This window comes from Streptomyces sp. cg36 (assembly GCF_041080675.1).
Taxonomy (GTDB): domain Bacteria; phylum Actinomycetota; class Actinomycetes; order Streptomycetales; family Streptomycetaceae; genus Streptomyces.
The window spans coordinates 7,090,365-7,116,623 of the sequence record NZ_CP163520.1; the positions used below are offsets into that span (position 1 = coordinate 7,090,365).

Here is a 26,259-nt window from a genome sequence, read left to right on the forward strand (position 1 = left end):
CCGGTCCGCCTCCACCGGTGCCCCCGCTTCCGTCCGGGCCCGGGGCATCCCCCTGGGCTCCGAGAGAAGTCGGTGCGAACTGGGTTCCAGTTCCCCCGAGTTGAAGTGGCCTGGATCACATCGTGCGAGGCGCGGAAACACCGGATCATTGTTCGAACCCGGCGGTGCGACGCCGGAGGCGGATGCGAGGATGAGCGCGCCATGACTGCCGGAGACTGTTGCCGCACTGTGCGGGCCGCGATGTTCGCGGCCCTCTGTGTGCTGCTCACGGCGCTGGGGCACGCCCTCATGTCCGGCTCCCCGGTGCCCTGGTGGGCACTCGGGTGCGGGCTGGTGGGCACCGGCGCCACGGCGTGGTGTCTGGCCGGGCGCGAGCGCGGCTTCGCGCAGGTGGTGGCCGTCGCCGTGGTGGCCCAGGTGGTGCTGCACGAACTGTTCTCGATGGCCCAGACGGCCGCGCGCCCACCCATGGGCGGGCCGGTCCCGGAGCAGGCCATGAGCGCGATGGGTTCCCCGGCGTCGATGGGTTCCCCGGCGTCGATGGAGTCCATGGCGTCCATGGGCTCCACGGGTTCGCTGGGTTCGCTGGGGTCCGTGGGTTCCCTCGGGCACATGAGCCACATGGGGTCCATGAGCCACATGGGCCATATGGAATCCATGGGTTCCATGAGCCACGGCATGTCCGGTATGGCGGGCATGCACGACATGGCGGGGATGCCGATGGGCCTCTCCTCCTTCGGGATGCTCGCCGCCCACCTCCTCGCCGCGCTGCTCTGCGGGCTGTGGCTCGCGTACGGCGAGCGCGCCGCCTTCCGGATCCTGCGCGCCGTCGCCGGATGGCTCTTCGCCCCGCTGCGGCTGGTGCTGCCGCGGGCCGTCGCACCGCGCCGCCCGAGCGTGCGGACCCGGCGCGACCGTACCGTCCAGGCGCCCCGGCAGCTCTTCCTCGTCCACGCGATCACCTCAAGGGGCCCGCCCGCCGGGACCGCTGTCGTCTGACGACAGCCGGATCCCCGCGGCGCCCCGGGACATGACCTCCCCGGCGCCCCGGGCATCGGCCGCACGCCTCGTGCCGCCGTACCCCTTCACCGGGCCCGCCGTCCGCGCGCCGGTCCGGAACCCGGATTCCCGAGAAGGACACCAGGTGATCACTCCTGCCCTGCCCAGCTCGCGCGACGAGTCCACGGACCAGGCGATAACCGCCTGGGCGCTGGCCGCCCGCGCCGGAGACCCCGAGGCCGTGGAGCACTTCGTCCGCGCCCTCCACCGCGACGTACGCCGTTACGTCACCTACCTCGGCGCCGATCCGCAGGCCGCCGACGACCTCACCCAGGACACGTTCCTGCGGGCGCTCGGCAGTCTGCACCGGTTCGAGGGCCGCTCCTCCGCCCGTACCTGGCTGCTGTCGATCGCCCGCCGGGCGGTGATCGACAACCTGCGGTACGCCGCCGCGCGCCCCCGGGTGTCGGACACCGACGACTGGCAGTCGGCCGCCGAGCGCGCCCAGCCGCGCGGGCTGCCCGGCTTCGACGACGGGGTGGTGCTCGCCGATCTGCTGGCCGCGCTGCCGGACGAGCGCCGGGAGGCGTTCGTGCTGACCCAGCTCCTCGGGCTGCCCTACGCGGACGCGGCCCAGGTGAGCAACTGCCCGGTCGGCACGGTCCGTTCCAGGGTGGCGCGGGCCCGCGCGGCCCTCATCGAACGGCTGCGGCACGCCGAGCGCGGCGAACTCGTCGGCGCCCCCGCCTGAGCACCGCGAAGGCCCGGACCGCGCGCTGCGGTCCGGGCCTTCGCGGCACGGCTCCTACGGGGTGCTCTCGGGCCCGCCCTGGAACGCGCCCAGGATGCGTTCGGCGGCCAGCGTCGGTGTGAGTTCGCCCGCGCGCACGCTCCGTTCGAGCGCGGGCGCGAGGTCGCGCACCGCCGGATGGGCGCGCAGCCGGTCCAGGAGCTCGTCGCGGACCATCGTCCAGGTCCAGTCGACCTGCTGGTCACGGCGCTTGGCGGCGAGCCTGCCGGTGGAGTCGAGCAGCGTGCGGTGCTGGTCCAGGCGCTCCCACACGGTGTCGAGGCCGCTGGACTCACGGGCGCTGCAGCACAGCACCGGGGGAGTCCAGGCCGCGTCCGCGGGGTGCATCAGCCGCAGCGCGCCCGCCAGTTCGCGCGCCGCCGACTTCGCGTCGCGCTCGTGCGGGCCGTCCGCCTTGTTCACGGCGATCACGTCGGCCAGTTCCAGGACGCCCTTCTTGATGCCCTGGAGCTGGTCACCGGTGCGGGCCAGGGTGAGCAGCAGGAACGAGTCGACCATGTTCGCGACCGTGGTCTCGGACTGGCCGACGCCGACCGTCTCCACCAGTACCACGTCGTAGCCGGCGGCCTCCATCACCACCATGGACTCACGGGTGGCCTTGGCGACGCCGCCCAGCGTGCCCGCGCTCGGCGAGGGCCGGACGAACGCCGCCGGATCCACCGCCAGCCGCTCCATCCGCGTCTTGTCGCCGAGGATGGAGCCGCCCGTACGGGTGGAGGACGGGTCGACGGCCAGGACCGCCACCCGGTGGCCGAGCCCGGTCAGCATCGTGCCGAAGGCGTCGATGAAGGTGGACTTGCCCACCCCGGGCACCCCGCTGATGCCGATCCGCCGCGCGCGGCCCGCGTGCGGCAGCAGCTCGGTGAGCAACTGCTGGGCGAGCGCGCGGTGGTCGGGCCGGGTGGACTCGACGAGGGTGATCGCCCGGGCCACGAAGGCCCGCTTCCCGTCGAGCACGCCCTTGGCGTAACTGTCGAGATCGATGCGCACGGGCGGCTACAGCTCGTCGTGGCCCAGCGCCGCGCCGAGCCGCGTCACCAGGTCGTACGCCGCGTCCGGGATGACCGTGCCGGGCGGGAAGACCGCCGCCGCGCCCATCTCCAGGAGGGTCGGGACGTCCTGCGGCGGGATGACACCGCCGACGACGACCATGATGTCCTCCCGTCCCTCGGCCGCCAGCTCCTCGCGGAGCGCCGGGACGAGGGTGAGGTGGCCCGCGGCCAGCGACGACACACCGACGATGTGCACGTCCGCCTCGACCGCCTGCCGGGCCACCTCGGCCGGGGTCTGGAAGAGCGGGCCGACGTCGACGTCGAAGCCCAGGTCGGCGAAGGCGGTGGCGATCACCTTCTGGCCGCGGTCGTGGCCGTCCTGGCCCATCTTGGCGACCAGGATGCGCGGACGGCGGCCCTCCGCCTCGTCGAAGCGGTCCACCAGGGCGCGGGTGCGCTCCACGGAAGGCGACTCCCCTGCTTCGGTGCGGTACACGCCGGAGATCGTACGGGTCTGCGCCGCGTGGCGCCCGTACACCTTCTCCAGCGCGTCCGAGATCTCGCCGACCGTCGACTTGGCGCGGGCCGCGTTCACGGCCAGCTCCAGCAGGTTGCCGGTGCCGGAGGACGCGGCGTCCGTCAGCGCGCGCAGCGCGTCCTGGCAGGCCGCCTCGTCGCGCTCCTCGCGCAGCCGCCGCAGCTTGGCGATCTGCTGGGCGCGCACCGAGGAGTTGTCGACCTTGAGGACGTCGATCTGCTCGTCGTTCTCCACCCGGTACTTGTTGACGCCGATCACCGGCTGGCGCCCGGAGTCGATGCGCGCCTGGGTGCGGGCGGCGGCCTCCTCGACGCGCAGCTTCGGGATGCCCGCGTCGATGGCCTGGGCCATGCCGCCGGCCGCCTCGACCTCCTGGATGTGCTGCCAGGCCCGGCGCGCCAGGTCGTAGGTGAGCTTCTCCACGTAGGCGCTGCCGCCCCACGGGTCGATGGACCGCGTGGTGCCCGACTCCTGCTGGATGAGCAGCTGGGTGTTGCGGGCGATGCGCGCCGAGAAGTCGGTCGGCAGGGCCAGCGCCTCGTCGAGCGCGTTGGTGTGCAGCGACTGGGTGTGGCCCTGGGTGGCGGCCATCGCCTCCACGCAGGTGCGGGTGACGTTGTTGAACACGTCCTGGGCGGTCAGCGACCAGCCCGAGGTCTGCGAATGGGTGCGCAGCGAGAGGGACTTGGTGTTCTTCGGGTCGAACTGCTTGACCAGCCGCGCCCACAGCAGCCGGGCCGCGCGCATCTTCGCGATCTCCATGAAGAAGTTCATGCCGATGGCCCAGAAGAAGGAGAGCCGGGGCGCGAACGCGTCGACGTCCAGCCCCGCCGCCTGTCCGGCCCGCAGGTACTCCACCCCGTCCGCCAGCGTGTACGCCAGCTCCAGATCGGCGGTCGCACCCGCTTCCTGGATGTGGTAGCCCGAGATGGAGATCGAGTTGTAGCGCGGCATCCGCTGCGAGGTGTACGCGAAGATGTCGGAGATGATCCGCATCGAGGGACCCGGCGGATAGATGTAGGTGTTGCGGACCATGAACTCCTTGAGGATGTCGTTCTGGATGGTCCCGGCCAGCTTCTCGGGCGGTACGCCCTGCTCCTCGGCGGCCACGATGTAGAGCGCGAGAACGGGCAGCACCGCGCCGTTCATCGTCATCGACACCGTCATCCTGTCCAGCGGGATCCCGTCGAACAGCTGGCGCATGTCGTAGATGGAGTCGATCGCCACGCCCGCCATGCCGACGTCACCGGTGACGCGCGGGTGGTCGCTGTCGTAGCCGCGGTGGGTCGGCAGGTCGAAGGCGACCGACAGGCCCTTCTGGCCGGCCGCCAGATTGCGCCGGTAGAAGGCGTTGGACTCCTCGGCCGTGGAGAACCCGGCGTACTGCCGGATCGTCCAGGGCTGGTTGACGTACATCGTCGGGTAGGGGCCGCGCAGATACGGCGCCACCCCCGGATACGTCTCCAGGAAGTCCAGGCCCTCCAGGTCGCGCGAGGTGTAGAGCGGCTTGACGGCGATGCCCTCCGGGGTCTCCCACAGCATCTCGCCGTCGGCTCTCCCGGTGGACTCCTTCACCGCCGTACGCCACTGGTCCTCAAAACCGTCGCCGGGGGCCTCCGGCGTCAGCGGCAGCTCCGAGAAGTCGGGGATCGTCATGACGCCACTCCCATGAGGTCGAGGGCGGAGGAGAGCACGGCCACGGCGTCGCAACCCGCGAAGACGTACTCGTCGACACCGGCGAAGTCACCGCGCCCGGCCAGGTACACGCGGCGGGCACCGGCGGACCGCAGGGCCTCGGCGACGGCCTCGGCCTGCTCGGTGTAGAGGGCGTCGGAGGAGCACAGACAGGCCACTTCGGCGCCGCTGGCGGCGAACGCCCCGGCGACGGTCGACGCGTCCACCGACACCGGGTCGTGGACCGGCTCGATGCCGCCCGCCTGGAAGAGGTTGGCGGCGAAGGTGGCGCGGCCGGTGTGCGCGGCGGCCGGGCCGAGCGCGGCCAGGAACACCTTGGGGCGCGCCCCGGTCTCCGTCAGCCGTGCGTCCGAGCGGGTGCGGAGCTCCTCGAACGCCTCGTCGCGGCGCACCCGGGGAAGTCCTCCCGAGGGCTGGGCCGGGGCGGGTTCGCGCGCGACGGCGCGCTCCGCGAGGTGCGGGAACTCGCTGACGCCGGTGACCGGTTCGCGGCGCTTGGCCAGCTCGCGCGAGCGCTCCGCCCAGGTCGCGGCGAGCCGCTCGGCGATCAGGCCGGAGCGCAGCGCCGCGGCCTGGCCGCCCGCGCGCTCGATCGTGCGGAAGAACTCCCAGGCGGCGTCGGCGAGTTCGGCGGTGAGCCGCTCCACGTACCAGGAGCCGCCCGCCGGGTCGATGACCCTGGCCAGGTGCGACTCCTCCAGCAGGATGGCGGAGGTGTTGCGGGCGATGCGGCGCGCGAAGGCGTCCGGCAGGCCCAGCGAGTGGTCGAAGGGCAGCACCGTGACGGCGTCCGCGCCGCCGACCCCGGCGCCCAGGCAGGCCACCGTGGTCCGCAGCATGTTCACCCACGGGTCGCGACGGGTCATCATCACCGGCGACGTCACCGCGTGCTGGCGCTGTCCGCCGGCGGCGGGAGCGCCGCTCGCCTCGGCGACGCGCGCCCACAGCCGGCGCGCCGCGCGCAGTTTGGCGATGGTGAGGAACTGGTCGGCGGTGGCCGCGTAACGGAACTCCAGCTGGCCGCAGGCCGCCTCGACGGAGAGGCCCGCCCCGGTCAGCGCGCGCAGATAGGCGACGCCGGTGGCCAGTGACGCGCCGAGCTCCTGGGCGGCCGAGCCGCCCGCCTCGTGGTACGGCAGCGCGTCCACGGTGAGCGCGCGCAGCCCGGGGTGGCGCCCGGCGCACAGCCGGGCCAGCTCCAGGGCGGCGGCCGGGTCCAGCTCCTCGCCGGTACGGGCCTCGTGGCCGAGCGGGTCGGCGCCGAGGGTGCCGCGCGCGGCGTCGTCCGGGACACCGCGCTCGGCGTACAGGCGCAGCAGCTCGCGTGCGGCGGGCTCATAGTCGCTTCCCGCGTCCAGGGCCACCGGCGCGAGGTCGAGGTAGACGCCGTCGAGGGCGCGCGCGAGTCCGGAGACGGGGATCCCGCCCCGGCCCACGGGCAGCCAGAGCGAGGTGACGCCGTTCTCCAGGTCCGCGAGCACGGCCTCGTTGACCCGCGCGGGATCCGTTCCGGCGTGGCGCTGTCGTACGCCCCAGCCGTCGGCCGCGTTGCCCTCGGCCCGGCGGCCTCGGACAAAGGGGGCGAAGCCGGGGTAACCGGCATCGGGCGCGGTGTCGCGCGCGGTGTACAGGGGCCGGGTGGTGAGCCCGTCCTCCACGGGGGTGGACAGCGCCTCCTCGGCAGCCGTGCCCGAGACATCTTTACCCGATTTGCGCAGCACGCCTTCCACGAGGCGCTGCCACTGCTCATGGGTTGCATCAGGGAACTCGGCGGCCAGCGAAAGCCCGTCGTCAGGCAGGACCGTCATGCTCAGATGCTAGGGCAGTGGCGCAAAGGTGCAGCAGAGGGAGCGCCTGTGACCTTGCCCTCTCCGGAACGCTCTTGATCCTTTCAGGGCGGTGCCGTATCCGGGGCGGCACCCGGGGCGGACAGGGGGTGTGTTCGTGGTCGCAACCGGCCGTACCGCCCTGTTCGCGGCATCGCGCCGCCCGCCCCGCGGACACCTCCGGTGGCCGGTTTCCGCGCGTCAGAGCAGCGCGTGCAGCTCGGCCCGTCCGATCAGCCCCACGCCGTGCCCGTCGTGCACCACCACCGCGGTCTCCGCGCCCCGCTCCGCCAGCTCGGCCAGCGCCGACCGCGCGCTCTCGCCCGCGCCGAAGTGCGGCAGGGGTGCGCCGAGGTGGTCGCGGACGAGCGCGTCCGGCTCGACCGTGCCGTCTTCCAGCCCGGCCGCCAGCGCGTCCAGCGACACGGATCCGGCCAGCTCCGGCACGGTCGGCCGGCGCCCCGGCCCCACCGGGCACGGCCCGGCCGGCAGCACCCCGGGCAGCCCCCGGTCCCGCCGCGCCCGCAGCACGTCGAGCGCCTCGGCCACCGTGGCCAGCCGGTTCACATACGGCAGCGGGCGCGTCCGTACCGCCTCCGGCACCGCGTCCCCGACCCGCGCCCCGCTCTCGGCGCCGTCGCCGCCGTCCAGGAAGCCGAGCCGCAGCAGCCACGCGTCGTTGAAGTACTTCGAGAGATACTGGCGCCCCGAGTCCGGCAGGATCACCACCACCAGCGACTCGGGCCCGAGCCCGGCCGCCACCCGCTGCGCCGCGGCCACCGCCAGACCTGCCGAACCGCCGACCATCAGGCCCTGCTCACGGGCGAGTTGACGAACCGTCAGCAGCGCTTCGCGATCGCTCACGGGGATCACCTCGTCGACCACGTTCTGGTCGTAGGAGGTGGGCCAGACGTCCTCCACCGTCTCCGGGTGGCGCACATGGCCGGTGGCCTCCACGAAGTACGGTCGGCCGTCGCCGCCCGAATACACCGACGCCGCCGGGTCGGCGCCGGTCACCCGGACCGCGCCGCCGCTGACTTCCTTCAGATGGCGCCCGGTGCCGCTGATCGTCCCGCCGGTGCCGACGCACGCCACCAGGTGGGTGACCCGGCCGTCGGTCTGGCGCCAGATCTCGGGGCCGGTGGTGGCGTAGTGCGCGCCGGGGTTGGCCGGGTTGTCGTACTGCCCGGCGAGCCAGCCGCCCGGGGTCTCCTCGGCGATCCGCGCGGCCGTGTTGAAGACGTTCTGCGGGTCCTCGGCGGGCAGTCCGCCCGGCCGCACGACCACCTCCGCGCCGTATCCGCGCAGCGTGGCGATCTTCTCGGCGCTCGTCTTGTCCGGCACGACGAGCACCGCCCGGTACCCCTTGGCGGCGGCCACCATCGCCAGGCCCGCCCCGGTGTTGCCGGAGGTCGCCTCGACGATCGTGCCGCCGGGCCGCAGCACCCCGTCCCGCTCCGCCCGCTCGACCATGTGCCGCCCGACGCGGTCCTTCACGCTGCCGCCCGCGCTGAGGTATTCGAGCTTGGCGTAGAGCGGGGCCGACGCCTCGCCGCCGGGGGTGCGCAGCCGCACCAGAGGGGTGCCGCCGATGAGTTCGAGCACTGACTCGTGAACATCCATGCCGGTGAGCCTAAAGGCTGTCCGGCGCCCCCGCCGGGGCCGTCGGACGGGACCTGGAGGTGCGGGCCCGGCGAACCGTTTCGCCGGACCCGCACCCGCCGCACTACGCGTCGAACGTGTAGAACTTCTTGTGGTCCAGCATGTCGGCGGGGGTCACGTTGTTCCACGGGCGCATGGTCTCGCGCAGGTCCACCACGTTCGCCGTGCCGGCGGCGGGCAGGTAGGGCGAGTTGGGGTGGCGCTCCTGCCACTGCGCCCAGAGCTTGTCGACGAACGCGTGGTGCATCCAGAAGACCGGGTCGTTGGGGGAGACGCCGGTGCCCATCTGGCCGCCCACCCAGACGTGCACGCGGTTGTGCAGGTTGACCCCGCGCCAGCCCTCCAGGTGGTTGCGGAACCCGCCGGTCGACATGCTGTTCCAGGGGGCCTCGTCGTACGTGGTCATGGCGAGCACGCTGTCGACCTCGGCCTTGGTGGGCAGCTGCGGCACGCCCGCGCCCAGCGCGCGGCGCAGGTAGTTGCGGCCGTCCACCCGGACGTTGATGGCCCACTGGCCGCCCGAGGAGGCGAACGGCCCGTCCATCACCTGGCCGTCGCGGCTGCGGCCGGTGCCGCCGAGGAAGTCCGCGGCCCAGAGGGAGGAGCTGACCGTGCGGTCGGCAGTCCAGTCCCAGTAGGGCAGGGCGACGGTCGAGTCGACCGACTGGAGGGCCTCCTCGAACTCTATGAGGAATCTGCGGTGCCACGGCAGGAAGGACGGGGAGCGGTGGCCCACCCGGTCGGTGTCGTCGCCGTCGCTCATGATGAAGGCGTTGTGCGTGGTGACGAAGGCGTCGTACTTGCCGTTGCGCTTCAGCGTCAGGACGGCGTTGACGAAACGCTTCTTCTCGTCGGAGGTGAGCGTCGCCTGGTTCTTGCGTACGGTCATGGAAGTGCTCCAGATGGTGGTGCCGTGCGGGGTGCGGGGTGCTGGTCCGGAAGGGTCAGGCGAGCGGGACGAGCGTGGCGCCCTGGAGCTCGACCACGGCGGCGCGGGCCACGGCGTGCGGCGTCGCGAACGTCTCGTAGTGGTTGACCACGCTGATCCAGGTGCCGTCGCCGTTCTGCATGACGTGCAGCTCCTTGCCGTCGATCAGCACCTGGTAGCCCCCGTGGTGGCCGCCGTGCGCACCCCCCTGTGCGGGCGCGCCCTGGATGCGGCGGCCCTGGTACACCTCGTCGAACGGGGCGGGCGCGGTGTGCCCGCCGTGGTCCATGCCGCCGCCGGTGTGGCCGGCGTGGTCCTCGCCGGCCGGGCGGACCCCGGCTGCGGGAGCGGTCGACGTGGCGGCGTACGCGGTACCGGCCAGGCCGAGTCCGGCGACCGCGGTGGCGGTGATGCCGAGCGCGCTGCGGCGGGAGAGTTGGGACATGGGTAACCCCCTGTGGTTCTGGCAAAGCTCGTCAGTGGTCCTGCGTAGGACGGGTGCGTCTTCTGTGGTCTGCGTGAATACGCCCCCCGGCCCACGCATGTGACGGTTCGTCCACGGGTGTTCGTCCGGTCTGGTCATGACCGGGACGCCCGTCGGGACCGTCCTGACAAATGCCTACAGCCCGGCAACGGGAAGGCAAAGCGCCACCCAAGTGGTTGGCCCCAATACGGACATGTCCAGATTCGAAGTGCAATCTTGAACGAAGATGATCTTGCTGTTCGGGGCTTCCGGGGTCGGCGAAAGCGGAGATTCTCTCTGGAAGTTGTGGATTCCGTGAAGATTTTGTTGCCGAGGTGGTGGAGGTGTGGCGGCCCTCACGCCGTAAACCTGGCCGGTTTGGCTCCTGGGGTCGCGGGTGTCCGGGGGCATGCCGGAGTGACCCGGGCGACGCTTTGCGTGGGTGCGTAGGTGCGCTGGAGGGGGAGTGTGTCGGCTCGGGCCGGGCGCGGGGCAGGCCGGGCCGGCCCACGGGGTCGGGTCAGGCCGAACAGCCCAGCCACGGGGTCAGGCCGGGGTGGTCGTGGGTCAGGCCAGGCCGAACAGCTGGGTCCAGTACGTGCCCGCCCGGCCGCCGCCCTCGAAGCCCACTCCTATGTGGGTGAAGTCCGGCTTGAGGATGTTGGCGCGGTGCCCCGGACTGTTCATCCAGCCCTCCACCACCTCGGCCGCCGTGCGCTGCCCGCACGCGATGTTCTCGCCGATGCCCCGGTGCCCGGCACCTGCCGCCCGCGCCCGGTCCCACGGCTCCAGGCCCTCGGGCGAGGTGTGCGAGTAGAAGCCGCGCGCGGCCATGTCCGAGCTGTACGCCTGGGCCGCGGTGGCGAGGCGGCCGTCGTCGGACAGCGGGCGCAGCCCGGCGCTCGCGCGGTGGCCGTTGGTGAGCGTGACCACCTCCGTCACGGTGCGCCGCAGTCCGTCGCCGCTGAACGGCCTGGCCCACAGCGCCGTCCAGTACACCTCGCCCGAGCGCGCGTCGGTGGCGCGGCCGATCCCCGCGTCCGTGAACCCCGCGTCCCGCAGCGGACGGCGGGTGTGGGCGTCCTCCTGGCAGTACGCCAGGAACTCCGACGGGGTGCGCGGGCCGGAGACCAGGTGCTCGGCGATCGTCAGATACGGGTATCCCCGCGTGGTCACCCGCTGGAAGACCGACACCCCGTCCGGGCTCTCCACGCTGAGGCGGCCCTGCGCGGCCATCGTCGCGGCGTGCGCCTCGGCGGCCGAGGTCAGCCGGGCGTCCAGCGTCACCGGGGGCGCCCCGGCACGCCTGCGCTCGGCGTTGACCAGCCCGCCCAGCCCGTCCTCCCGCCCGGCCCCGCGCGCCTGCGGGACGGCCGGGCCGGGGGTGGCGGGCAGCTGGACGGTGGGCGCATGGGCGGGCGGCGGTGGCGCGGGGGCGGCGGGACCCGGTGCGGCGGCCGACGGGTCCTCGTCGGCCACGTCCACCCCGAAGTCGCGGGCGACTCCGGCCAGCCCGTCCGCGTACCCCTGTCCCAGCGCGCGGACCTTCCAGCCCGCGCCCCGCCGGTAGATCTCGGCGAGCAGCAGCACGGTCTCGCGCTCCGGGCGGGGCGGGGTGAACCGGGCCACCACCTCGCCGCCCGGACCGCTGACCCGCAGGCTCGGCGCCGGCAGCCGCCCCAGCGGGACCGCCGGGTCGGCGGGGCTGACGACCACGGTCAGCCGGCTCGCCCCGGCGCGCAGCCGGCGCGGGTCGACGGTGATGACCTCGTCGCCCAGCCGGGCGCCGGGCGCGGAGGGCTGGTTGTAGAAGACGAAGTCGGCGTCGCCGCCGACCTTGCCCGAGTCGTCGGTGATCAGCACGGACAGGTCGAACGGCCCGGGGACGCCGATCGTCAGCACTCCGTCCGGAAGGGGCCGGTTGCCCCCCGGCACCAACTCGCTCATCCCCACCACCCGTCCACGGAACCCGCCGCGATCCGCCGTCACGCCGTGCTGTGGGAAGAACGCGGGGGGCGCGGCGGCTGGTTCCCGCCTCCGGCGTGTCGTACGGATGAGTTTGCGCGCCGGGGCGGGGGCGGTCCAGAGGCCCCGGGGCCGGGGCGCTCAGGTTCCGGGGCTACGGTGTCACCGGCCCGGCGAGACCCGCGGGCCGGTGAGGAGGCCGGGCGGATGTTGGCAGTGCAACAGGTGGGTGACCTCGTGGCGCACCCCGCGGCCGGCGCGGTCGCCGCGCGTACCGTCGCCGCGGCCGGGCCGCCGAGGCTCACCTGGGGCGGTTTCCTCTCGCACTGGCAGCTCGACCTGCCCGCGCTCGCGCTGGTCGCGGTGCTCGCCGGTCTCTACGCCTGGGGCGTGCTGCGGCTGCGCCGCCGGGGCGAGCGGTGGTCCGTGGCGCGCTGCGCGGTCTTCGCGCTGCTCGGCCTCGGCACGATCGTGTTCGCCACCATGTCCGCGCTGGCCGTCTACGACACCGTTCTCTTCTGGCCCGCCGCCGTGCAGAACGTGCTGTTGGACCTGGTCGCGCCGCTCGGCCTCGCGCTCGGTGACCCGCTCTCGCTCGCCCTGCGCGCGCTGCCGGAGCGCACCGCCGGTCCACTGCGCCGCGCGATGACCGGCAAGGCGGCCCGCATCCTGGCGTTTCCGCTGGTCAGCTCGGTCCTGGTGCTGGCGTCCGAGCTGTGCGTGTACTTCACCCCGTACTTCGAGACCGCGCTGCGCGACGGCGCCCTGCACCAGCTGATGTACCTCCAGCTGCTGCTGGCGGGCAGCCTCTTCGTGCTGCCGCTGCTGACCGACGAGAAGCTGCTGCCCGGCTGGTGCGGGCACCCGGTGCGGGCCGCGCTGGTGTTCTTGGACGGGCTGATCGACGCCGTGCCCGGGATCGTCGTGATGACCAGCGGCAGCGTGATCGCGGGCAGCTGGTACACCCGGCACGCGCCGGAGTGGGCGCCGGACGTCCACACCGACCAGCAGCTCGGCGGCGGTGCCATGATCACGCTCGCCGAGCTGGTCGGGGTGCCCTTCCTGATGGTGGTCTTCGTCCAGTGGGTACGGGCCGAGCGGGCCGGTACGGCCGCGCTGGACCGCCGTCTGGACGCGGAGCTCGCCCACGCGCGCGTAGGGGTGCCCGCGCGGGGCTCCGGCGCGGATCCGGGTCGGGCGGACCGCGGCGCCGACGGCTCGTCCGCCGACGGCGGCCCCGCCTCCGACCCGGGCTCCGGCCCCGCCGCCGGGCCAGGGGATCCCGCCGCCCCCGAGCTCGTACGCCCCTGGTGGGAGACGGACGGCGGCGTTGTCGGGGAGCGCATCCGGCGACAGCGGCGGTAGTCCGGACCGGTGACACATTCGGGGCGGATGCGTTCCGAGTGACCGGGTACCAGAATGGAGCCCAGCCGGACGAACAAGGAGGCGGCATGAACGCTCAGTCCGATCCCGCACCCCACCGCGAGCCCATCACCCCGGACGCCCTGCTGCACACCGGGGCGGGCGGTGAGGTCACCGCCGAGGACCTGGTGCTCGCGTCGGGGCGGGACATCACGCCCAAGAGCCTGGAGTGGGCGCAGCGGCGGCTCGCCGAGGACGGCCCCCGGGCCATCGACAAGCTGCTGCCCTGAGCCGAGCCATCCGTACGAACCTCTGAGGGCCCGACGACGGGCCCTCGCGCGGGAGCCCGCCCGGCCGAGCGGACCGGGCGGGCACACTGCCCCGGGACGGCCCGCCCGCGCGGGCCGGAGACGGCCCACGCGCGCGTGGCGTGCGTGACGCGTCGGGTGCGCCGAGCGGTCGAGCAGTGCCCTCCCGCCACGCGCGCGTGGCCTCCGTGTCCAGCGGCCTGCCCCGCGCGCGTGGCATCCCCTGTGTGGACTTCCCACGTCCCGCATCCCCCTTCCAGATTCCTGGAACACGTTCTACTGTGTGCCCGGCCGCGGGGACGGCGTGCGTACGGAGGACTGCCTGCGTATGGCGGCGGCCCGGCCGCGGCGGTGGACCGCGAGACGCCTGGAGGGGCCCGTGCACCTCGAATACACGCCCGAGCAGCAGCGGCTGCGCGCCGAGCTGCGCGCCTACTTCGCCGAACTGGTCCCCGACCACGCCTACGCGCGCTACGCCGACCCGGCCGCCCAGAAGCGCTTCTACCGGGAGACGATCCGGCGGCTCGGCGCGGACGGCTGGCTCGGCGTCGGCTGGCCGCGGGAGTACGGCGGGCGGGGCATGTCGCCCATGGACCAGTTCATCTTCTTCGACGAGGCGGCGCAGGCCGTCGTGCCGCTGCCGCTGATGGCCCTCAACACCGTCGGGCCGACGCTGATGCAGTTCGGCACCGACGAGCAGAAGGCGTACTTCCTGCCCCGGATCCTCTCCGGCGAGATCGACTTCGCCATCGGCTACAGCGAGCCCGACGCGGGCACCGACCTGGCGGCCCTCAAGACCCGGGCCGTACGGCAGAGCGGGGGAGACTACGTCGTCAACGGCCAGAAGATCTGGACCACCAACGGCGACACGGCGGACTGGGTGTGGCTGGCCGTGCGCACGGATCCGGACGCCCCGCCGCACAAGGGCATCACCATGCTCCTCGTGCCGACCTCCGACCCCGGCTACTCGTACACCGTCATCAACACCCTCGCCTCGCACGACACCACCGCCAGCTACTACGAGAACATCCGCGTCCCCGCCTCCCGCCGCGTCGGCGAGGAGAACAAGGGCTGGCGCCTGATCACCAACCAGCTCAACCACGAACGCGTCACGCTGGCCGCGCACGGCACGATGGCGATCCGCGCCCTGCACGACGTCCAGCGGTGGGCCGCGGACACCAAGCTCGCCGACGGCCGCCGCGTCATCGACCTCGGCTGGGTGCGCGGCCGGCTGGCCCGCACCCACGCCCGCCTCGACGCCATGAAACTCCTCAACTGGCAGATGGTGAACGCCGTCCAGCAGGGCACCCTCACCCCCCAGGACGCCTCCGCCGTCAAGGTCTACGGCTCGGAGGCGCGCCGCGACGCCTACGCCTGGCTGATGGAGGTGGCCGGGGCGGCGGGCCCGCTGAAGGAGGGCTCGGCGGGCGCGGTGCTCCACGGCGAACTGGAACGCGGCTACCGCTCCGCGGTGATCTTCACCTTCGGCGGCGGCAACAACGAGATCCAGCGCGAGATCATCTCCTGGATCGGGCTGGGGATGCCCCGGGTGCGGCGATAGCCGGGTGCGCCCCCTCGATCCTGGGTAGACCCGGCCGTACAGGAGGTGGCGGCGCATGGTGGACGGTGCGGGCGGGCGCGGCGGGGCCGCAGGCGATCCCGGGTACTTCGGGCCCGGGTCCGTGACCTGGCAGATGCACGGGGATCCCATGATGTGGATCGCCGGGGTGCGGGCGCTCTACCTCCAGGCGCTGCATCCGCGCGCCGTCCGCGGGGTGGTGCAGAACAGCGACTTCCGCAAGGACACCTGGGGGCGGCTGCTGCGGACCGCGCGGTTCGTGGGGACCCTGTCGTACGGGACGAAGGCCGACGCGGAGCGGGCCGGGGCGCGCATCCGGCGGATCCACGGGTTCCTCAAGGCCGACGACCCCGTGACCGGCGAGCGGTTCCGGATCGACGACCCGGAACTGCTGCTGTGGGTCCACTGCGCGGAGGTCGACAGCTATCTGCACGTCACGCGCCGCTCCGGGTTCCGGCTGAGCGACGCGCAGGCCGACCGGTACGTCGACGAGCAGCGCGAGAGCGCCCGGCTCATCGGCCTCGACCCGGCCCTCGTCCCGGCCTCGACCGCACAACTCGCCGCGTACTTCCGGGACGTACGGCCACGGCTCGCGGCCGGGGCGGACGCGCGCGACGTGGACGACTTCCTGCGGCGGCCCCCCGTCCACCCGCTGCTGGTGCCGCTGCGGGCGCTGGTGTGGCGGCGGGTGGCCCGGCTCGCCTACGACGCGCTGCCCGCGTACGCCCACGAGCTGTACGGCAGACCCGCCCCGGCCCCGCGCCGCGTCACGCGCGCGCTGCTGCTCGCCGGGCTGCTGCTGCGCTGCCTTCCCTCGGCGCTGCGCTGGCGGCTGCCGCCGCGGCACATCCTGCGCGCGGTCGAGCGCCTGGGCCCCGGAACACGCCCTTCACGGTACAAACTTCGCAGACGGGCGGCCATACTGGACGGAGCCGGGGAGGGCGCAGCGAAGTGACGGGGGCGACATCGCGCGATGGCGGACACCAGGCTGATCCACAGCCGGTACCGGCTGCTGGAACTGATCGGGCGCGGCGGCATGGGCGAGGTGTGGGCGGCCCGCGACGAGTCGCTGGGCCGGCGCGTCGCCGTGAAGTGCCTCAAGCCGCTGGGCCCGCAGCGCGATCCGTCCTTCGCCCGGGTGCTGCGGGAGCGGTTCCGGCGCGAGGCGCGGGTCGCGGCGGCGCTCCAGCACCGGGGCGTCACGGTCGTCCATGACTTCGGGGAGTACGAGGGCGTGCTCTACCTCGTCATGGAGCTCCTCGACGGCCGCAATCTGAGCCAGGTCCTGGCCGACGGCAAGGGCCATCCGCCGCCGGTCGCCAAGGCCGTGGACATCGCCGAACAGCTCGCCTCGGCCCTCGCCTACACCCATGAACAGGGCATCGTCCACCGCGACTTGAAGCCCGCCAACATCATGCTGCTCGCGGACGGCACGGTGAAGATCCTGGACTTCGGGATCGCGCGGCTCGGCGCCGACATCGGCTTCACCACCCGGCTGACCGGCACCGGCATCGCCATGGGCACCCCGCACTACATGTCGCCCGAGCAGATCGGCGGCTCGCCGGTCGACCATCGCAGCGACCTCTACTCGCTGGGGTGCGTCCTGTACGAACTGGCCACCGGAGCACCGCCGTTCGACCTCGACGACGCCTGGGCGATCCTGGTCGGCCACCGCGACACCCCGCCCGTACCGCCGAGCGCGTCCCGCACCGGGCTGCCCCGCTACTTCGAGCGGATCGTCCTCGACCTGCTCGCCAAGGAGCCCGGCGAGCGGCCCGCCGACGCGCGCGTCCTGATGCGGCGACTGGCCGAAGGGCATGGCCAACTGCCGTGGCGGGCAGTCGCGTCGACCCAGGCGTACACCGCCCCGCGCACCTCCGCGCTGCCGTCCTGGACGCGCGGGATGAGCACCGGCCACAAGGCGGTCGGCGCCGTCCCGCCCGACCCGGCGCCGCCCGATCCGGACGGCGGTCTCACCGGCACCTGGACGACCCCGCTCCCACCGGTCCCGCCCGCGCCGGACCGGCCGCCCCCACCGCCCCCGGGACTCCTCGCCGAGCTCGGCCGCCGCCACGAGGACGGTCTTGACCTGGGCCGCCGGGAGCGCTGGGCGGAGGCGGTCGAGGTGCACCGGGCGGTCGCCGCCGAACGGGCCCAAGTGCTGGGCGCCGACCACCCGGACACCCTGGCCGGCCAGTACGAGGTGGCCTTCGCGCTCAGCCGCACCGGGCGCGCGGCCGACGCGCTGCGGGAGTTCTCCCAGGTGGCCGAGGCGCGCGGGCGCACCCTCGGCCCCGGCCACCCGGACACGCTCGACGCCCGGCAGGAGGCCGCCTACGTCCTGGGCAGCCTCGGCCGCCACCAGGAGGCGCACGAGGCGTACGCCTCGGTGCTGGCCGCCCGGGAGCGCGCCCTGGGCCCGTACCACCCCGCCACCCTGCGCTGCCGCCACAACCTCGCCTTCAACCTCAGCCGTCTCGGCCGCGCCGGAGAGGCGTACCGCATGGCGGTCGAGGTCGCCCGGGACCGGGCGCGGGTGCTCGGCGCGGGGCACCCCGACACCCTCGTGTCGCGGTACGAAGTGGCCTACACGCTGGGGCAGTTGGGGCGCTGGGGCGAGGCGCTGGAGACCTGCCGCGAGGTCGCCGCCGCCCGCGCCGCCGTGCTCGGCGCGGACCACCCCGACACGCTCGCCGCCCGCTACGAGATCGGCATCGGGCTCGGCCGCCTCGGCCGCAGCGCCGAGGCGCTGGAGCTCTACCGGGTGCTGGTCGACGACCGCACCCGGGCGGACGGACCCCACCACCCCGAGACCCTGCGCGCCCGGCACGGCCTCGGCGTCAACCTCGGGCGCCTGGGGCACTGGGCGCGGGCGCTGTCCGAGGCCCGCGAGGTGCACGCCCTGCGCGAGCGCGTGCTCGGCCCGGACCACCGCGACACCCTGGTCAGCCGTCGTGAGATCGCCGTCGCGCTCGGCTGGCTCAGACGCTGGGCTGAGGCCCTGGCCGTCTACCGGCAGGTCGCCGACGCCCGCGCCCGGCTCCTCGGCGCCGACCACCCCGACGCCCTGACCAGCCGCAACGACGAGGCCCACTGTCTGGAACAGCTGGGCCGGCGCGACGAGGCGGTGGCGCTCTACCGGCGGGTCGCGGCGCTCCGGCAGCGCGGCGGCGGGAGCCGGTAGCGGGCCGCGCCACCCTGGTCGCGGGAGATCGCCCCGTGCTAGGAAGGGCCATGCCCGCACACCAGGTCTATGACGCCGTGATCGTCGGGGGCGGCCACAACGGCCTCGTGGCCGCCGCCTATCTCGCCCGTGCCGGAAAGTCCGTACTGGTACTGGAGCGGCTGCGGCACACCGGTGGCGCGGCCGTCTCCACGCGCCCCTTCGCCGGTGTCGACGCCCGGCTCTCCCGCTACTCGTACCTGGTCTCACTGCTGCCCCCGAAGATCGTGGACGACCTGGGACTGCGGTTCGCCGTCCGCAAGCGGACCGTCTCCTCGTACACCCCGGCCGTGCGCGACGGCCGCCCCACCGGGCTGCTCGTCGGCGGCGGTGAGCGGCGCACCCGCGAGTCCTTCCGCCGCCTCACCGGCTCGGACGCCGAGCACACCGCGTGGCAGGAGTTCTACGGGATGACCAGGCGGGTCGCCGAACGGGTCTTCCCCACCCTCACCGAGCCGCTCCCGGCCCGCGCCGCCCTGCGCGAGCGCGTCGCGGACGAGACGGCGTGGCGGACGATCTTCGAGGAGCCGATCGGTGTCGCCGTGGAGGAGCGCTTCCGGGACGACCTGGTGCGCGGAGTCGTCCTCACCGACGCCCTGATCGGCACCTTCGCCGACGCCCACGACCCCTCGCTCGCCCAGAACCGCTGCTTCCTCTACCACGTGATCGGCGGCGGCACCGGCGACTGGGACGTGCCGGTGGGCGGCATGGGCGCGTTCACGGACGCCCTGGCCCTCGCCGCGCGGACGGCGGGCGCGGAGATCGCCACCGGACACGAGGTCACCGCGCTGCGCACCGACGGCCGGACGGCCGAGGTCGACTTCCGGAGCGGGACGGGCGAGGCGGGCGCGGGGACGGGCGCGGATGCCGACGCGGGCTCCGCTCCTGCTCCTGGTGCCTCCGGGGGCACGGTCGCGGCCCGGCACGTGCTGGTGAACGCCTCGCCCGAGGCGCTGGCCGCGCTGCTCGGCGACCCCGCCCCGGAGCGGGCCGAGGGCGCCCAGCTCAAGGTCAACATGCTGCTCACCCGGCTGCCCCGGCTGCGGGACACGGCCGTCGACCCGCGCGAGGCGTTCGCCGGGACCTTCCACATCGGTGAGGGCTACGAGGCGCTGGCCACCGCGTACGCGCAGGCCGCGTCCGGTGCGCTGCCCGCCGCGCCGCCCTCGGAGATCTACTGCCACTCGCTGACGGACCCCTCCATCCTCGGCCAGGACCTGGCCGCGCGCGGCTACCAGACGCTGACCCTGTTCGGGCTGCACACCCCGGCGCGGCTGTTCGCGGACGGCGACGACAAGGCGCGCGAGGAACTGCTGGCGGCCACGGTGGCCCAACTGGACGCGCACCTCGCCGAGCCGCTCGCCGACTGCCTGGCCACGGACGCCGAGGGGCGGCCCTGCATCGAGGCGAAGACCCCGCTCGACCTGGAACGGGACCTGCGGCTGCCCGGCGGCAACATCTTCCACCGGCCGCTCTCCTTCCCGTACGCGGAGGAGGACGCGGGCGGTGCCGGGGACCCGGGCCGGACCGGGCGGTGGGGTGTGGAGACGGCCCACGCCAACGTCCTGCTGTGCGGCGCGGGCGCGGTCCGGGGCGGCGGGGTCAGCGGCGTCCCGGGACACAACGCGGCGATGGCGGTACTGGGCCGGTAACCCTGACGGGCCGGTTTCCCGGCGGGGACGGCGGCTCCGGCCGGGGCGGTGACCCGGACCGAACGGCTCAGCCGACGATCGCTCGGGCCAGCACGTCGGCCAGGGCCTTGCGCGGCGCCGAGCCCGAACGCCAGCTCCGCACCGGATGCACCGAGTTGGCGAGCACCACCAGGAACGTGCCGCTGCGGCGGTCGACGACGACGCTGGTTCCGGTGAATCCGGTGTGGCCCGCCGTGTGCGGGGAGGAGAGCGCGCCCATGTACCAGGGCTGGTCGAGCTCGAAGGCGAGGCCGTGCGCATCGCCCGGGAACGCCGTGTTGTGGTCGGTGAAGAGCAGGTCGACGGAGTCGGGGCGCAGGATGCGGGCGGCGCCGTGACCGCCGCCGTTCAGGAGCGCGTGGGCGAGGACCGCCAGGTCCCGGGCGGGGGCGAACACTCCGGCGTGCCCGGCGACTCCGCCGAGGGCGAAGGCGTTCTCGTCGTGCACCTCGCCCCACACCGGGCCCCGGTCCAGGCCCGCCCACGGCTTGCGGGCGTCCTCGGTGGCCGCGATCGAGGGCCGCCAGGAGAGCGGTGGATTGAAACGAGTGCGGTGCATCCCGAGCGGAGCAGTGATCTCGTCGTGGAGCAGGGCATCCAGAGGGCGAGCGGCGATCCGTTCCAAGAGCAGCTGAAGCACGAGGAGGTTGAGGTCGGAGTAGCGGTACGACGTCCCCGGCGCCCGCTCCGGACGCTCCCGCCACAGAAGCCCCAACTTCCCCTCCCGCGTGGGCGCCTCGTACAACGGCAGCCACGCGCGCAGCCCCGAGGTGTGGGTGAGCAGCTGCCGTACGGTGATCGGCTCCTTGCCCGCCGCCCCGAACTCCGGCAGATACGCGGCTGCTTCCGCCTCCAGCGCCACCTCGCCCCGCTCGATCCGGCGCACGACGAGCAGCGAGGTGAACAGCTTGGAGAGGGACGCCAGGTCGAAGACGGTGTCCCGGGTCATGGGGATGCGCCGGTCCGGCGGGAGTTCGACGCCGGTGTCGGTCGTCTCGTCGTACGCCGCGTAGCGCACGGCCGTGCCCACGGCGTGGTGCAGGGCCACGACGGATCCCCGCCCGGCCAGGACCACCGCGCCCGCGTACCAGGGGTGAACGGGGGACGGGCCGAGGAAGGACGCGGCCACGTCGGCCAGCTCGGCGAGCGGCCCCGGCAGCAGCCCGGCCGCCTCGGCGCTCCCGTACCGCAGCACGGCACCCGCCCCCTGGCCGGTGGGGCCCGCGTCGGTGGCGCCCGCTGCGGCGGGGTCCGTGTGACCGGCGCCCGCATGACCGGCGTCGGCGTCGGCGCGGCCCGAGTGACCGGCTCCCGCGTCGGTGGCTGCCGCCCCGGTGGTGGTCCCCGTGTCGTCGTCCCCGGTCATGGCCGTCACCCTAGCCGAAGGGGACTCGCGCTCCCCGCAAAGAATCTGACTGTGCATCAGAAAATCTCTTCCCTCGTCGTCCCGGCTGCGGCATCCTGCGCCCCATGCAGACGGAGCTGAGCAGACGGCTGGGAGCCGAGCACGCCATCTTCGGTTTCACCCCGTTCCCCGCGGTGGCCGCGGCGATCACCCGGGCCGGGGGGTTCGGTGTCCTCGGCGCGGTCCGCTACACCGCCCCCGACGACCTCGCCCGCGACCTCGACTGGATGCAGGACCACACCGACGGGCTGCCGTACGGGCTCGACGTGGTGATGCCCGCCCGCAAGGTCGAGGGCGTCACCGAGGCCGATGTGGAGGCCATGATCCCGGACGGGCACCGGCAGTTCGTGCGCGAGACCCTCGCCAAGCACGGCGTGCCCGAACTCGCCGACGGCGAGCCGTCCGGCTGGCGCATCACCGGCTGGATGGAACAGGTGGCCCGCGACCAGCTCGACGTCGCCTTCGACTACCCGATCAAGCTGCTCGCCAACGCGCTGGGCTCGCCGCCCGCCGACGTCGTCGCCCGCGCCCACGCGCGCGGCGTCCTGGTGGCGGCCCTCGCGGGCAGCGCCAAGCACGCCCGCCACCACGCCGGGGCGGGCATCGACATCGTCGTCGCCCAGGGGTACGAGGCGGGCGGCCACACCGGCGAGATCGCCTCCATGGTGCTGGTGCCCGAGGTCGTCGACGCGGTCGGCCCGCTGCCCGTGCTGGCCGCCGGGGGCATCGGCTGCGGTGCCCAGGTCGCCGCCGGGCTCGCCCTCGGCGCCCAGGGCGTCTGGCTCGGCTCCCTCTGGCTCACCACCACCGAGGCCGATCTGCACTCGCGCGCCCTCACCCGCAAACTGCTCGCGGCGGGCTCCGGCGACACCGTCCGCTCCCGCGCCCTCACCGGCAAGCCCGCCCGGCAGCTGCGCACCGAGTGGACGGACGCCTGGGACGACCCGAGCGGCCCGGGCACCCTGCCGATGCCCCTCCAGGGACTGCTGGTCGCCGAGGCGCTGTCGCGGATCCAGAAGTACGAGGTGGCACCGCTGCTCGGCACACCGGTCGGCCAGATCGTCGGCCGGATGAACTCCGAACGCACCGTCCAAGAGGTCTTCGACGACCTGACCCGGGGGTTCGAGCGGGCCGTCGACCGGATCGACCGCATCGCCGGAAGGAGCGGGTCATGAACGCGTCCCCCCAGCCCCACAGCGGAGCGCGGCCCGGCGGTGGCGCGCAGCCGCCCAACGGGTTCTGGGCGCAGGCCGCCGCCGACCCCGGCCGTGTCGTCCTGACCGCGCCCGACGGCGAGGAGTGGACGGCCGGGCGGCTGCACGCCGAGGTCAACCGGCTGGTCCACGGGCTGCGCGCGGCCGGTCTCGGGCGGGGCGACGCGTTCGCCGCGGTGCTGCCCAACGGGGTCGAGTTCCTCACCGCGTACCTCGCCGCGTCCCAGGCGGGGTTCTATCTCGTCCCCGTCAACCACCATCTCGTCGGGCCGGAGATCGCCTGGATCGTGGCGGACTCGGGCGTCAAGGTGCTCATCGCGCACGAGCGGTTCGCGGACGCGGCGACGGCGGCGGCCGACGAGGCCGGGCTGGCGGGCGAGCACCGGTACGCGGTCGGGGAGGTCGCGGGGTTCCGCCCGTACCGCCAACTCCTGGACGGGTACGGCGAGTCGGTGCCGGACGGGCGCACCCTGGGCTGGGTCATGAACTACACCTCGGGCACCACCGGCCGGCCGCGCGGCATCCGCCGCCCGCTCTCCGGCAACCTCCCGGAGGAGACCTACCTCGGCGGCTTCCTGGGCATCTTCGGCATCAAGCCGTTCGACGGGAACGTCCATCTGGTGTGCTCGCCGCTCTACCACACGGCCGTGCTCCAGTTCGCGGGCGCGGCGCTGCACATCGGGCACCCGCTGGTCCTGATGGACAAGTGGACGCCGCAGGAGATGCTGCGCCTGATCGAGACGTACGACTGCACCCACACCCACATGGTCCCGACCCAGTTCCACCGCCTCCTCGCACTGCCCGGCGAGATCAGGGGCCGGTACGACGTGAGCTCGATGCGGCACGCCATCCACGGCGCCGCCCCCTGCCCCGACCACGTCAAGCGGGCGATGATCGAGTGGTGGGGGAGCTGTGTGGAGGAGTACTACGCGGCGAGCGAGGGCGGCGGCGCCTTCGCCACCGCCGAGGACTGGCTGAAGAAGCCGGGCACGGTCGGCCGGGCCTGGCCCATCAGCGAGCTCGCCGTCTTCGGTGACGACGGCGAACGGCTGCCTGCGGGGCAGCTCGGCACCGTCTACATGAAGATGTCCACGGGCGGCTTCAGCTACCACAAGGACGAGACCAAGACGCGCAAGAACCGCATCGGGGACTTCTTCACCGTGGGCGACCTCGGCCACCTCGACGAGGACGGCTACCTCTTCCTGCGCGACCGCAAGATCGACATGATCATCTCGGGCGGCGTCAACATCTACCCGGCCGAGATCGAGTCCGCCCTGCTCACCCATCCGGCCGTCGCCGACGCCGCCGCGTTCGGCGTCCCCCACCCGGAGTGGGGCGAGGAGGTCAAGGCGGTCGTCGAGGCCGCGCCCGGCCACGAGCCGGGGGAGGCGCTCGCCACCGCGATCCTGGCGCACTGCGCCGAGCGGCTCGCGGGCTACAAGCGCCCCAGGTCCGTCGACTTCGTGGCGCAGCTGCCCCGCGACCCCAACGGCAAGCTCTACAAGCGCAGGCTGCGCGAACCGTACTGGGAGGGCCACGAGCGCCCGCTGTGACCGGCCGCCCGCGCGCCCGTGACCCAGGTCACATACGGTGACTGTCACGCGGAGCGGGCCCCGCCCGTCCTGATGCCGAAACTCCCCGCGGCCGCCCACGGCTCCGGGACCGGCATCAGGAGGGAACCCCATGCGCGTACTCGTCGCGGGCGCCACCGGAGTCATCGGCCGCGCCCTCGTGCCGCTGCTGACCTCGGTGGGCCACGAGGTGACCGGCCTCTCCCGCTCGGCCGACCGGGCCGCCGCGCTGGCACGGGCCGGGGCGACGTCCGTGGTGGCCGACGCGCTGGACCCCGGCGCGCTGGACCGCGCCGTGCGCGAGGCCGCCCCCGACGCCGTGGTCCATCTGCTCACGGCCATCCCCGCCGAGCTCAACCCCCGCACCATGCCCAGGCAGTTCGCCCTCACCGACCGGCTGCGCACCGAGGGCACCCGCAATCTGATCGCGGCGGCCCGGGCCGCGGGCGCGAGCCGGATCATCGCCCAGAGCGTCGCCTTCGCGTACGACCCGGACGGCGAGGGCCTCGCCAACGAGGACACCCCGCTGTGGCACAACCCGCCCAAGCAGTTCCGGCACGCGCTCGCCGCCGTACGGGAGCTGGAGGCGCGCACCGGGGACGCGGGCGGCCTGGTGCTGCGCTTCGGGCACCTGTACGGGCCGGGCTCGGCGTTCGACACCGACGGGCAGTTCGTGCGGCAGATCGAGGCGGGCCGGATGCCGCTGGTGGGAGGCGGCCCGGCCACCTTCTCCTTCACCCACTCCCAGGACGCGGCCAGCGCGGTGGCCGCAGCCCTCGACAAGGACGTCACCGGAGTCCTCAACATCGTCGACGGCGACCCGGCCCGGGTGAGCGTGTGGCTGCCCGAGCTCGCCCGGCTGCTCGGCGCCCCCGCGCCCAAGCGGCTGCCCACCTTCCTGGCCCGGCTCGCCGTCGGCGGCTGGGGCACGGCGTACCTGACCCGGCTGCGCGGCGCCGACAACGCCCGCGCCCGGCTCAGCCTGGACTGGCGACCGCGTCACACCTCGTGGCGGACCGGGTTCGAGGTCGAGTTGAATGGCGCACGGGCCGCGGCGAAGTGACGTACGCGGCCGTCGGCGGCGACGGGAACGGCTACGGGAGAGAGCGGGCACCATGGCAGCGGCATCGCGGGAGGTTCCGGCGGCCCCGGCGGCCCGGGAGGACGCGGCGGCGGAGTTCGAGCGGCACCGCCCGACGCTGCTCGGGCTCGCCTACCGCTTCCTCGGCTCGATGTGGGACGCCGAGGACGTCGTGCAGGACGCCTTCCTGCGGTGGCTGGGCACCGACCGGGCGCAGGTGCGGGTGCCCCGGGCGTTCCTGATCAAGGTGGTCTCCCGGCTCGCGCTGGACCAGTTGCGCTCGGCGCGGGTGACGCGGGAGGCGTACACCGGGCCGTGGCTGCCCGAGCCGGTGGCCACCGACGCGCTGGGGCCGCTGGACACGGCCGAGCTGCGCGACACCGTGGCCTTCGCCACCGTGCACCTGATGGAGCGGCTGACCCCGCCGGAGCGGGCGGTGTTCGTGCTCCGCGAGGCGTTCGAGCTGCCGTACGAGGACATCGCCGACGTCGTCGGCGCGACCACCGCCCACTGCCGCCAGATGTTCCGCCGCGCCGGGCAGCACCTCACCGACGGGCGCGAGCGCTTCGCGCCCGACGGGACGGAGCACGTCGAGCTCTTCACCCGGTTCCTGGCGGCGGCCCGGGACGGCGATCTGAGCGGGCTGACCGAACTGCTCAGCGAGGACGTCATCGCCTGGAACGACGGCGGCGGCAAGGTGCGGGCCGCGCGGCGCCCGGTCGTCGGCCGGGCCAAGGTCCTCGCCTTCCTCAGCGGCCTCCTCAACCGCTACGCGCTCGGCGAGGTCAGGGTCGTCGACGCCAACGGCGGCCCCGCCCTGTACACGTCGATGGACGACCGCACCCAGATCACCTCGCTCGACGTCCGCGACGGCCGGATCCACGCGATCTACGCGGTGCTCAACCCGGAGAAGCTCGGCCACGTCCCCGTCTGACACCGACCGCGC

The 26,259-nt window shown here is 74.0% G+C and carries 19 protein-coding genes and 1 pseudogene; 12 read left to right on the forward strand and 8 right to left on the reverse strand.

Annotated elements, in window-relative coordinates:
* The first annotated feature begins 201 nt into the window (after positions 1–201).
* Positions 202–999 carry a hypothetical protein gene (locus AB5J87_RS31630; RefSeq protein WP_369381654.1) on the forward strand — a complete coding sequence of 266 codons (798 nt, stop codon included), beginning with the start codon at positions 202–204 and terminating at the stop codon, positions 997–999.
* Positions 1,000–1,144: 145 nt separating this feature from the next.
* Positions 1,145–1,750 carry a sigma-70 family RNA polymerase sigma factor gene (locus AB5J87_RS31635; RefSeq protein WP_369381655.1) on the forward strand — a complete coding sequence of 202 codons (606 nt, stop codon included), beginning with the start codon at positions 1,145–1,147 and terminating at the stop codon, positions 1,748–1,750.
* Positions 1,751–1,804: 54 nt separating this feature from the next.
* Here AB5J87_RS31635 and meaB read toward each other — a convergent pair whose 3' ends face one another.
* The 7 genes from meaB to AB5J87_RS31670 form a co-directional block, all read right to left on the reverse strand.
* On the reverse strand, positions 1,805–2,800 hold the full coding sequence (meaB, locus tag AB5J87_RS31640) for a methylmalonyl Co-A mutase-associated GTPase MeaB (RefSeq protein WP_369381658.1): 996 nt from the start codon (positions 2,798–2,800) through the stop codon (positions 1,805–1,807).
* 6 nt (positions 2,801–2,806) lie between these two features.
* Positions 2,807–4,996 (reverse strand): methylmalonyl-CoA mutase, encoded by a 2,190-nt coding sequence (scpA, locus tag AB5J87_RS31645; protein WP_369381659.1) that lies wholly within the window; start codon positions 4,994–4,996, stop codon positions 2,807–2,809.
* Complete coding sequence (mutA, locus tag AB5J87_RS31650) at positions 4,993–6,843, reverse strand: methylmalonyl-CoA mutase small subunit (protein WP_369381662.1); 1,851 nt, start codon at positions 6,841–6,843, stop codon at positions 4,993–4,995. Before mutA ends, scpA begins: the two co-directional genes overlap by 4 nt.
* A 219-nt stretch (positions 6,844–7,062) precedes the next feature.
* Positions 7,063–8,484: a pyridoxal-phosphate dependent enzyme gene (locus AB5J87_RS31655; RefSeq protein WP_369381664.1), complete on the reverse strand. Its 1,422-nt coding sequence runs from the start codon at positions 8,482–8,484 to the stop codon at positions 7,063–7,065.
* Between the two features lie 103 nt (positions 8,485–8,587).
* Complete coding sequence (locus AB5J87_RS31660) at positions 8,588–9,412, reverse strand: tyrosinase family protein (protein ID WP_369381665.1); 825 nt, start codon at positions 9,410–9,412, stop codon at positions 8,588–8,590.
* Positions 9,413–9,467: 55 nt separating this feature from the next.
* On the reverse strand, positions 9,468–9,896 hold the full coding sequence (locus tag AB5J87_RS31665) for a tyrosinase cofactor (RefSeq protein ID WP_369381668.1): 429 nt from the start codon (positions 9,894–9,896) through the stop codon (positions 9,468–9,470).
* 585 nt (positions 9,897–10,481) lie between these two features.
* Positions 10,482–11,861 (reverse strand): CAP domain-containing protein, encoded by a 1,380-nt coding sequence (locus tag AB5J87_RS31670; RefSeq protein WP_369381669.1) that lies wholly within the window; start codon positions 11,859–11,861, stop codon positions 10,482–10,484.
* A gap of 225 nt (positions 11,862–12,086) precedes the next feature.
* Between AB5J87_RS31670 and AB5J87_RS31675 the strand changes: the two genes are divergently transcribed.
* The 6 genes from AB5J87_RS31675 to AB5J87_RS31700 all read left to right on the forward strand — a co-directional run bounded on the left by AB5J87_RS31675 (position 12,087) and on the right by AB5J87_RS31700 (position 20,003).
* A complete protein-coding gene (locus AB5J87_RS31675) occupies positions 12,087–13,244 on the forward strand; it encodes a cytochrome c oxidase assembly protein (RefSeq protein WP_369381670.1) in 1,158 nt (385 codons plus the stop codon).
* Positions 13,245–13,330: 86 nt separating this feature from the next.
* Positions 13,331–13,531, forward strand: coding sequence for a hypothetical protein (locus tag AB5J87_RS31680; protein ID WP_369381672.1), 201 nt, complete (start codon positions 13,331–13,333; stop codon positions 13,529–13,531).
* A gap of 397 nt (positions 13,532–13,928) precedes the next feature.
* The gene (locus tag AB5J87_RS31685) at positions 13,929–15,110 is read left to right on the forward strand and encodes an acyl-CoA dehydrogenase family protein (protein ID WP_369381674.1); all 1,182 of its coding nucleotides are present in this window, start codon (positions 13,929–13,931) and stop codon (positions 15,108–15,110) included.
* A gap of 55 nt (positions 15,111–15,165) precedes the next feature.
* Positions 15,166–16,083 carry an oxygenase MpaB family protein gene (locus AB5J87_RS31690; RefSeq protein ID WP_369381676.1) on the forward strand — a complete coding sequence of 306 codons (918 nt, stop codon included), beginning with the start codon at positions 15,166–15,168 and terminating at the stop codon, positions 16,081–16,083.
* An 18-nt stretch (positions 16,084–16,101) separates the two neighbouring features.
* Positions 16,102–18,312 carry a tetratricopeptide repeat protein gene (locus tag AB5J87_RS31695; protein ID WP_369381678.1) on the forward strand — a complete coding sequence of 737 codons (2,211 nt, stop codon included), beginning with the start codon at positions 16,102–16,104 and terminating at the stop codon, positions 18,310–18,312.
* A 50-nt stretch (positions 18,313–18,362) separates the two neighbouring features.
* A complete protein-coding gene (locus AB5J87_RS31700; protein ID WP_369381679.1) occupies positions 18,363–20,003 on the forward strand; it encodes a phytoene desaturase family protein in 1,641 nt (546 codons plus the stop codon).
* 76 nt (positions 20,004–20,079) lie between these two features.
* On the opposite strand, the pseudogene AB5J87_RS31705 reads toward AB5J87_RS31700, so the two are convergent.
* Positions 20,080–21,234: pseudogene (locus AB5J87_RS31705) on the reverse strand (serine hydrolase domain-containing protein); the annotation flags it as partial.
* 278 nt (positions 21,235–21,512) lie between these two features.
* Between AB5J87_RS31705 and AB5J87_RS31710 the strand changes: the two are divergent.
* The 4 genes from AB5J87_RS31710 (at position 21,513) to sigJ (ending at position 26,247) form a co-directional block, all read left to right on the forward strand.
* Positions 21,513–22,622, forward strand: coding sequence for an NAD(P)H-dependent flavin oxidoreductase (locus AB5J87_RS31710; protein ID WP_369381682.1), 1,110 nt, complete (start codon positions 21,513–21,515; stop codon positions 22,620–22,622).
* On the forward strand, positions 22,619–24,214 hold the full coding sequence (locus AB5J87_RS31715) for an acyl-CoA synthetase (RefSeq protein WP_369381685.1): 1,596 nt from the start codon (positions 22,619–22,621) through the stop codon (positions 24,212–24,214). The genes AB5J87_RS31710 and AB5J87_RS31715 overlap by 4 nt, the downstream gene beginning before the upstream one ends.
* A 130-nt stretch (positions 24,215–24,344) precedes the next feature.
* Positions 24,345–25,295 (forward strand): NAD-dependent epimerase/dehydratase family protein, encoded by a 951-nt coding sequence (locus AB5J87_RS31720; RefSeq protein WP_369381687.1) that lies wholly within the window; start codon positions 24,345–24,347, stop codon positions 25,293–25,295.
* Positions 25,296–25,347: 52 nt separating this feature from the next.
* Positions 25,348–26,247: an RNA polymerase sigma factor SigJ gene (sigJ, locus tag AB5J87_RS31725; RefSeq protein ID WP_369381688.1), complete on the forward strand. Its 900-nt coding sequence runs from the start codon at positions 25,348–25,350 to the stop codon at positions 26,245–26,247.
* Positions 26,248–26,259: the final 12 nt, after the last annotated feature.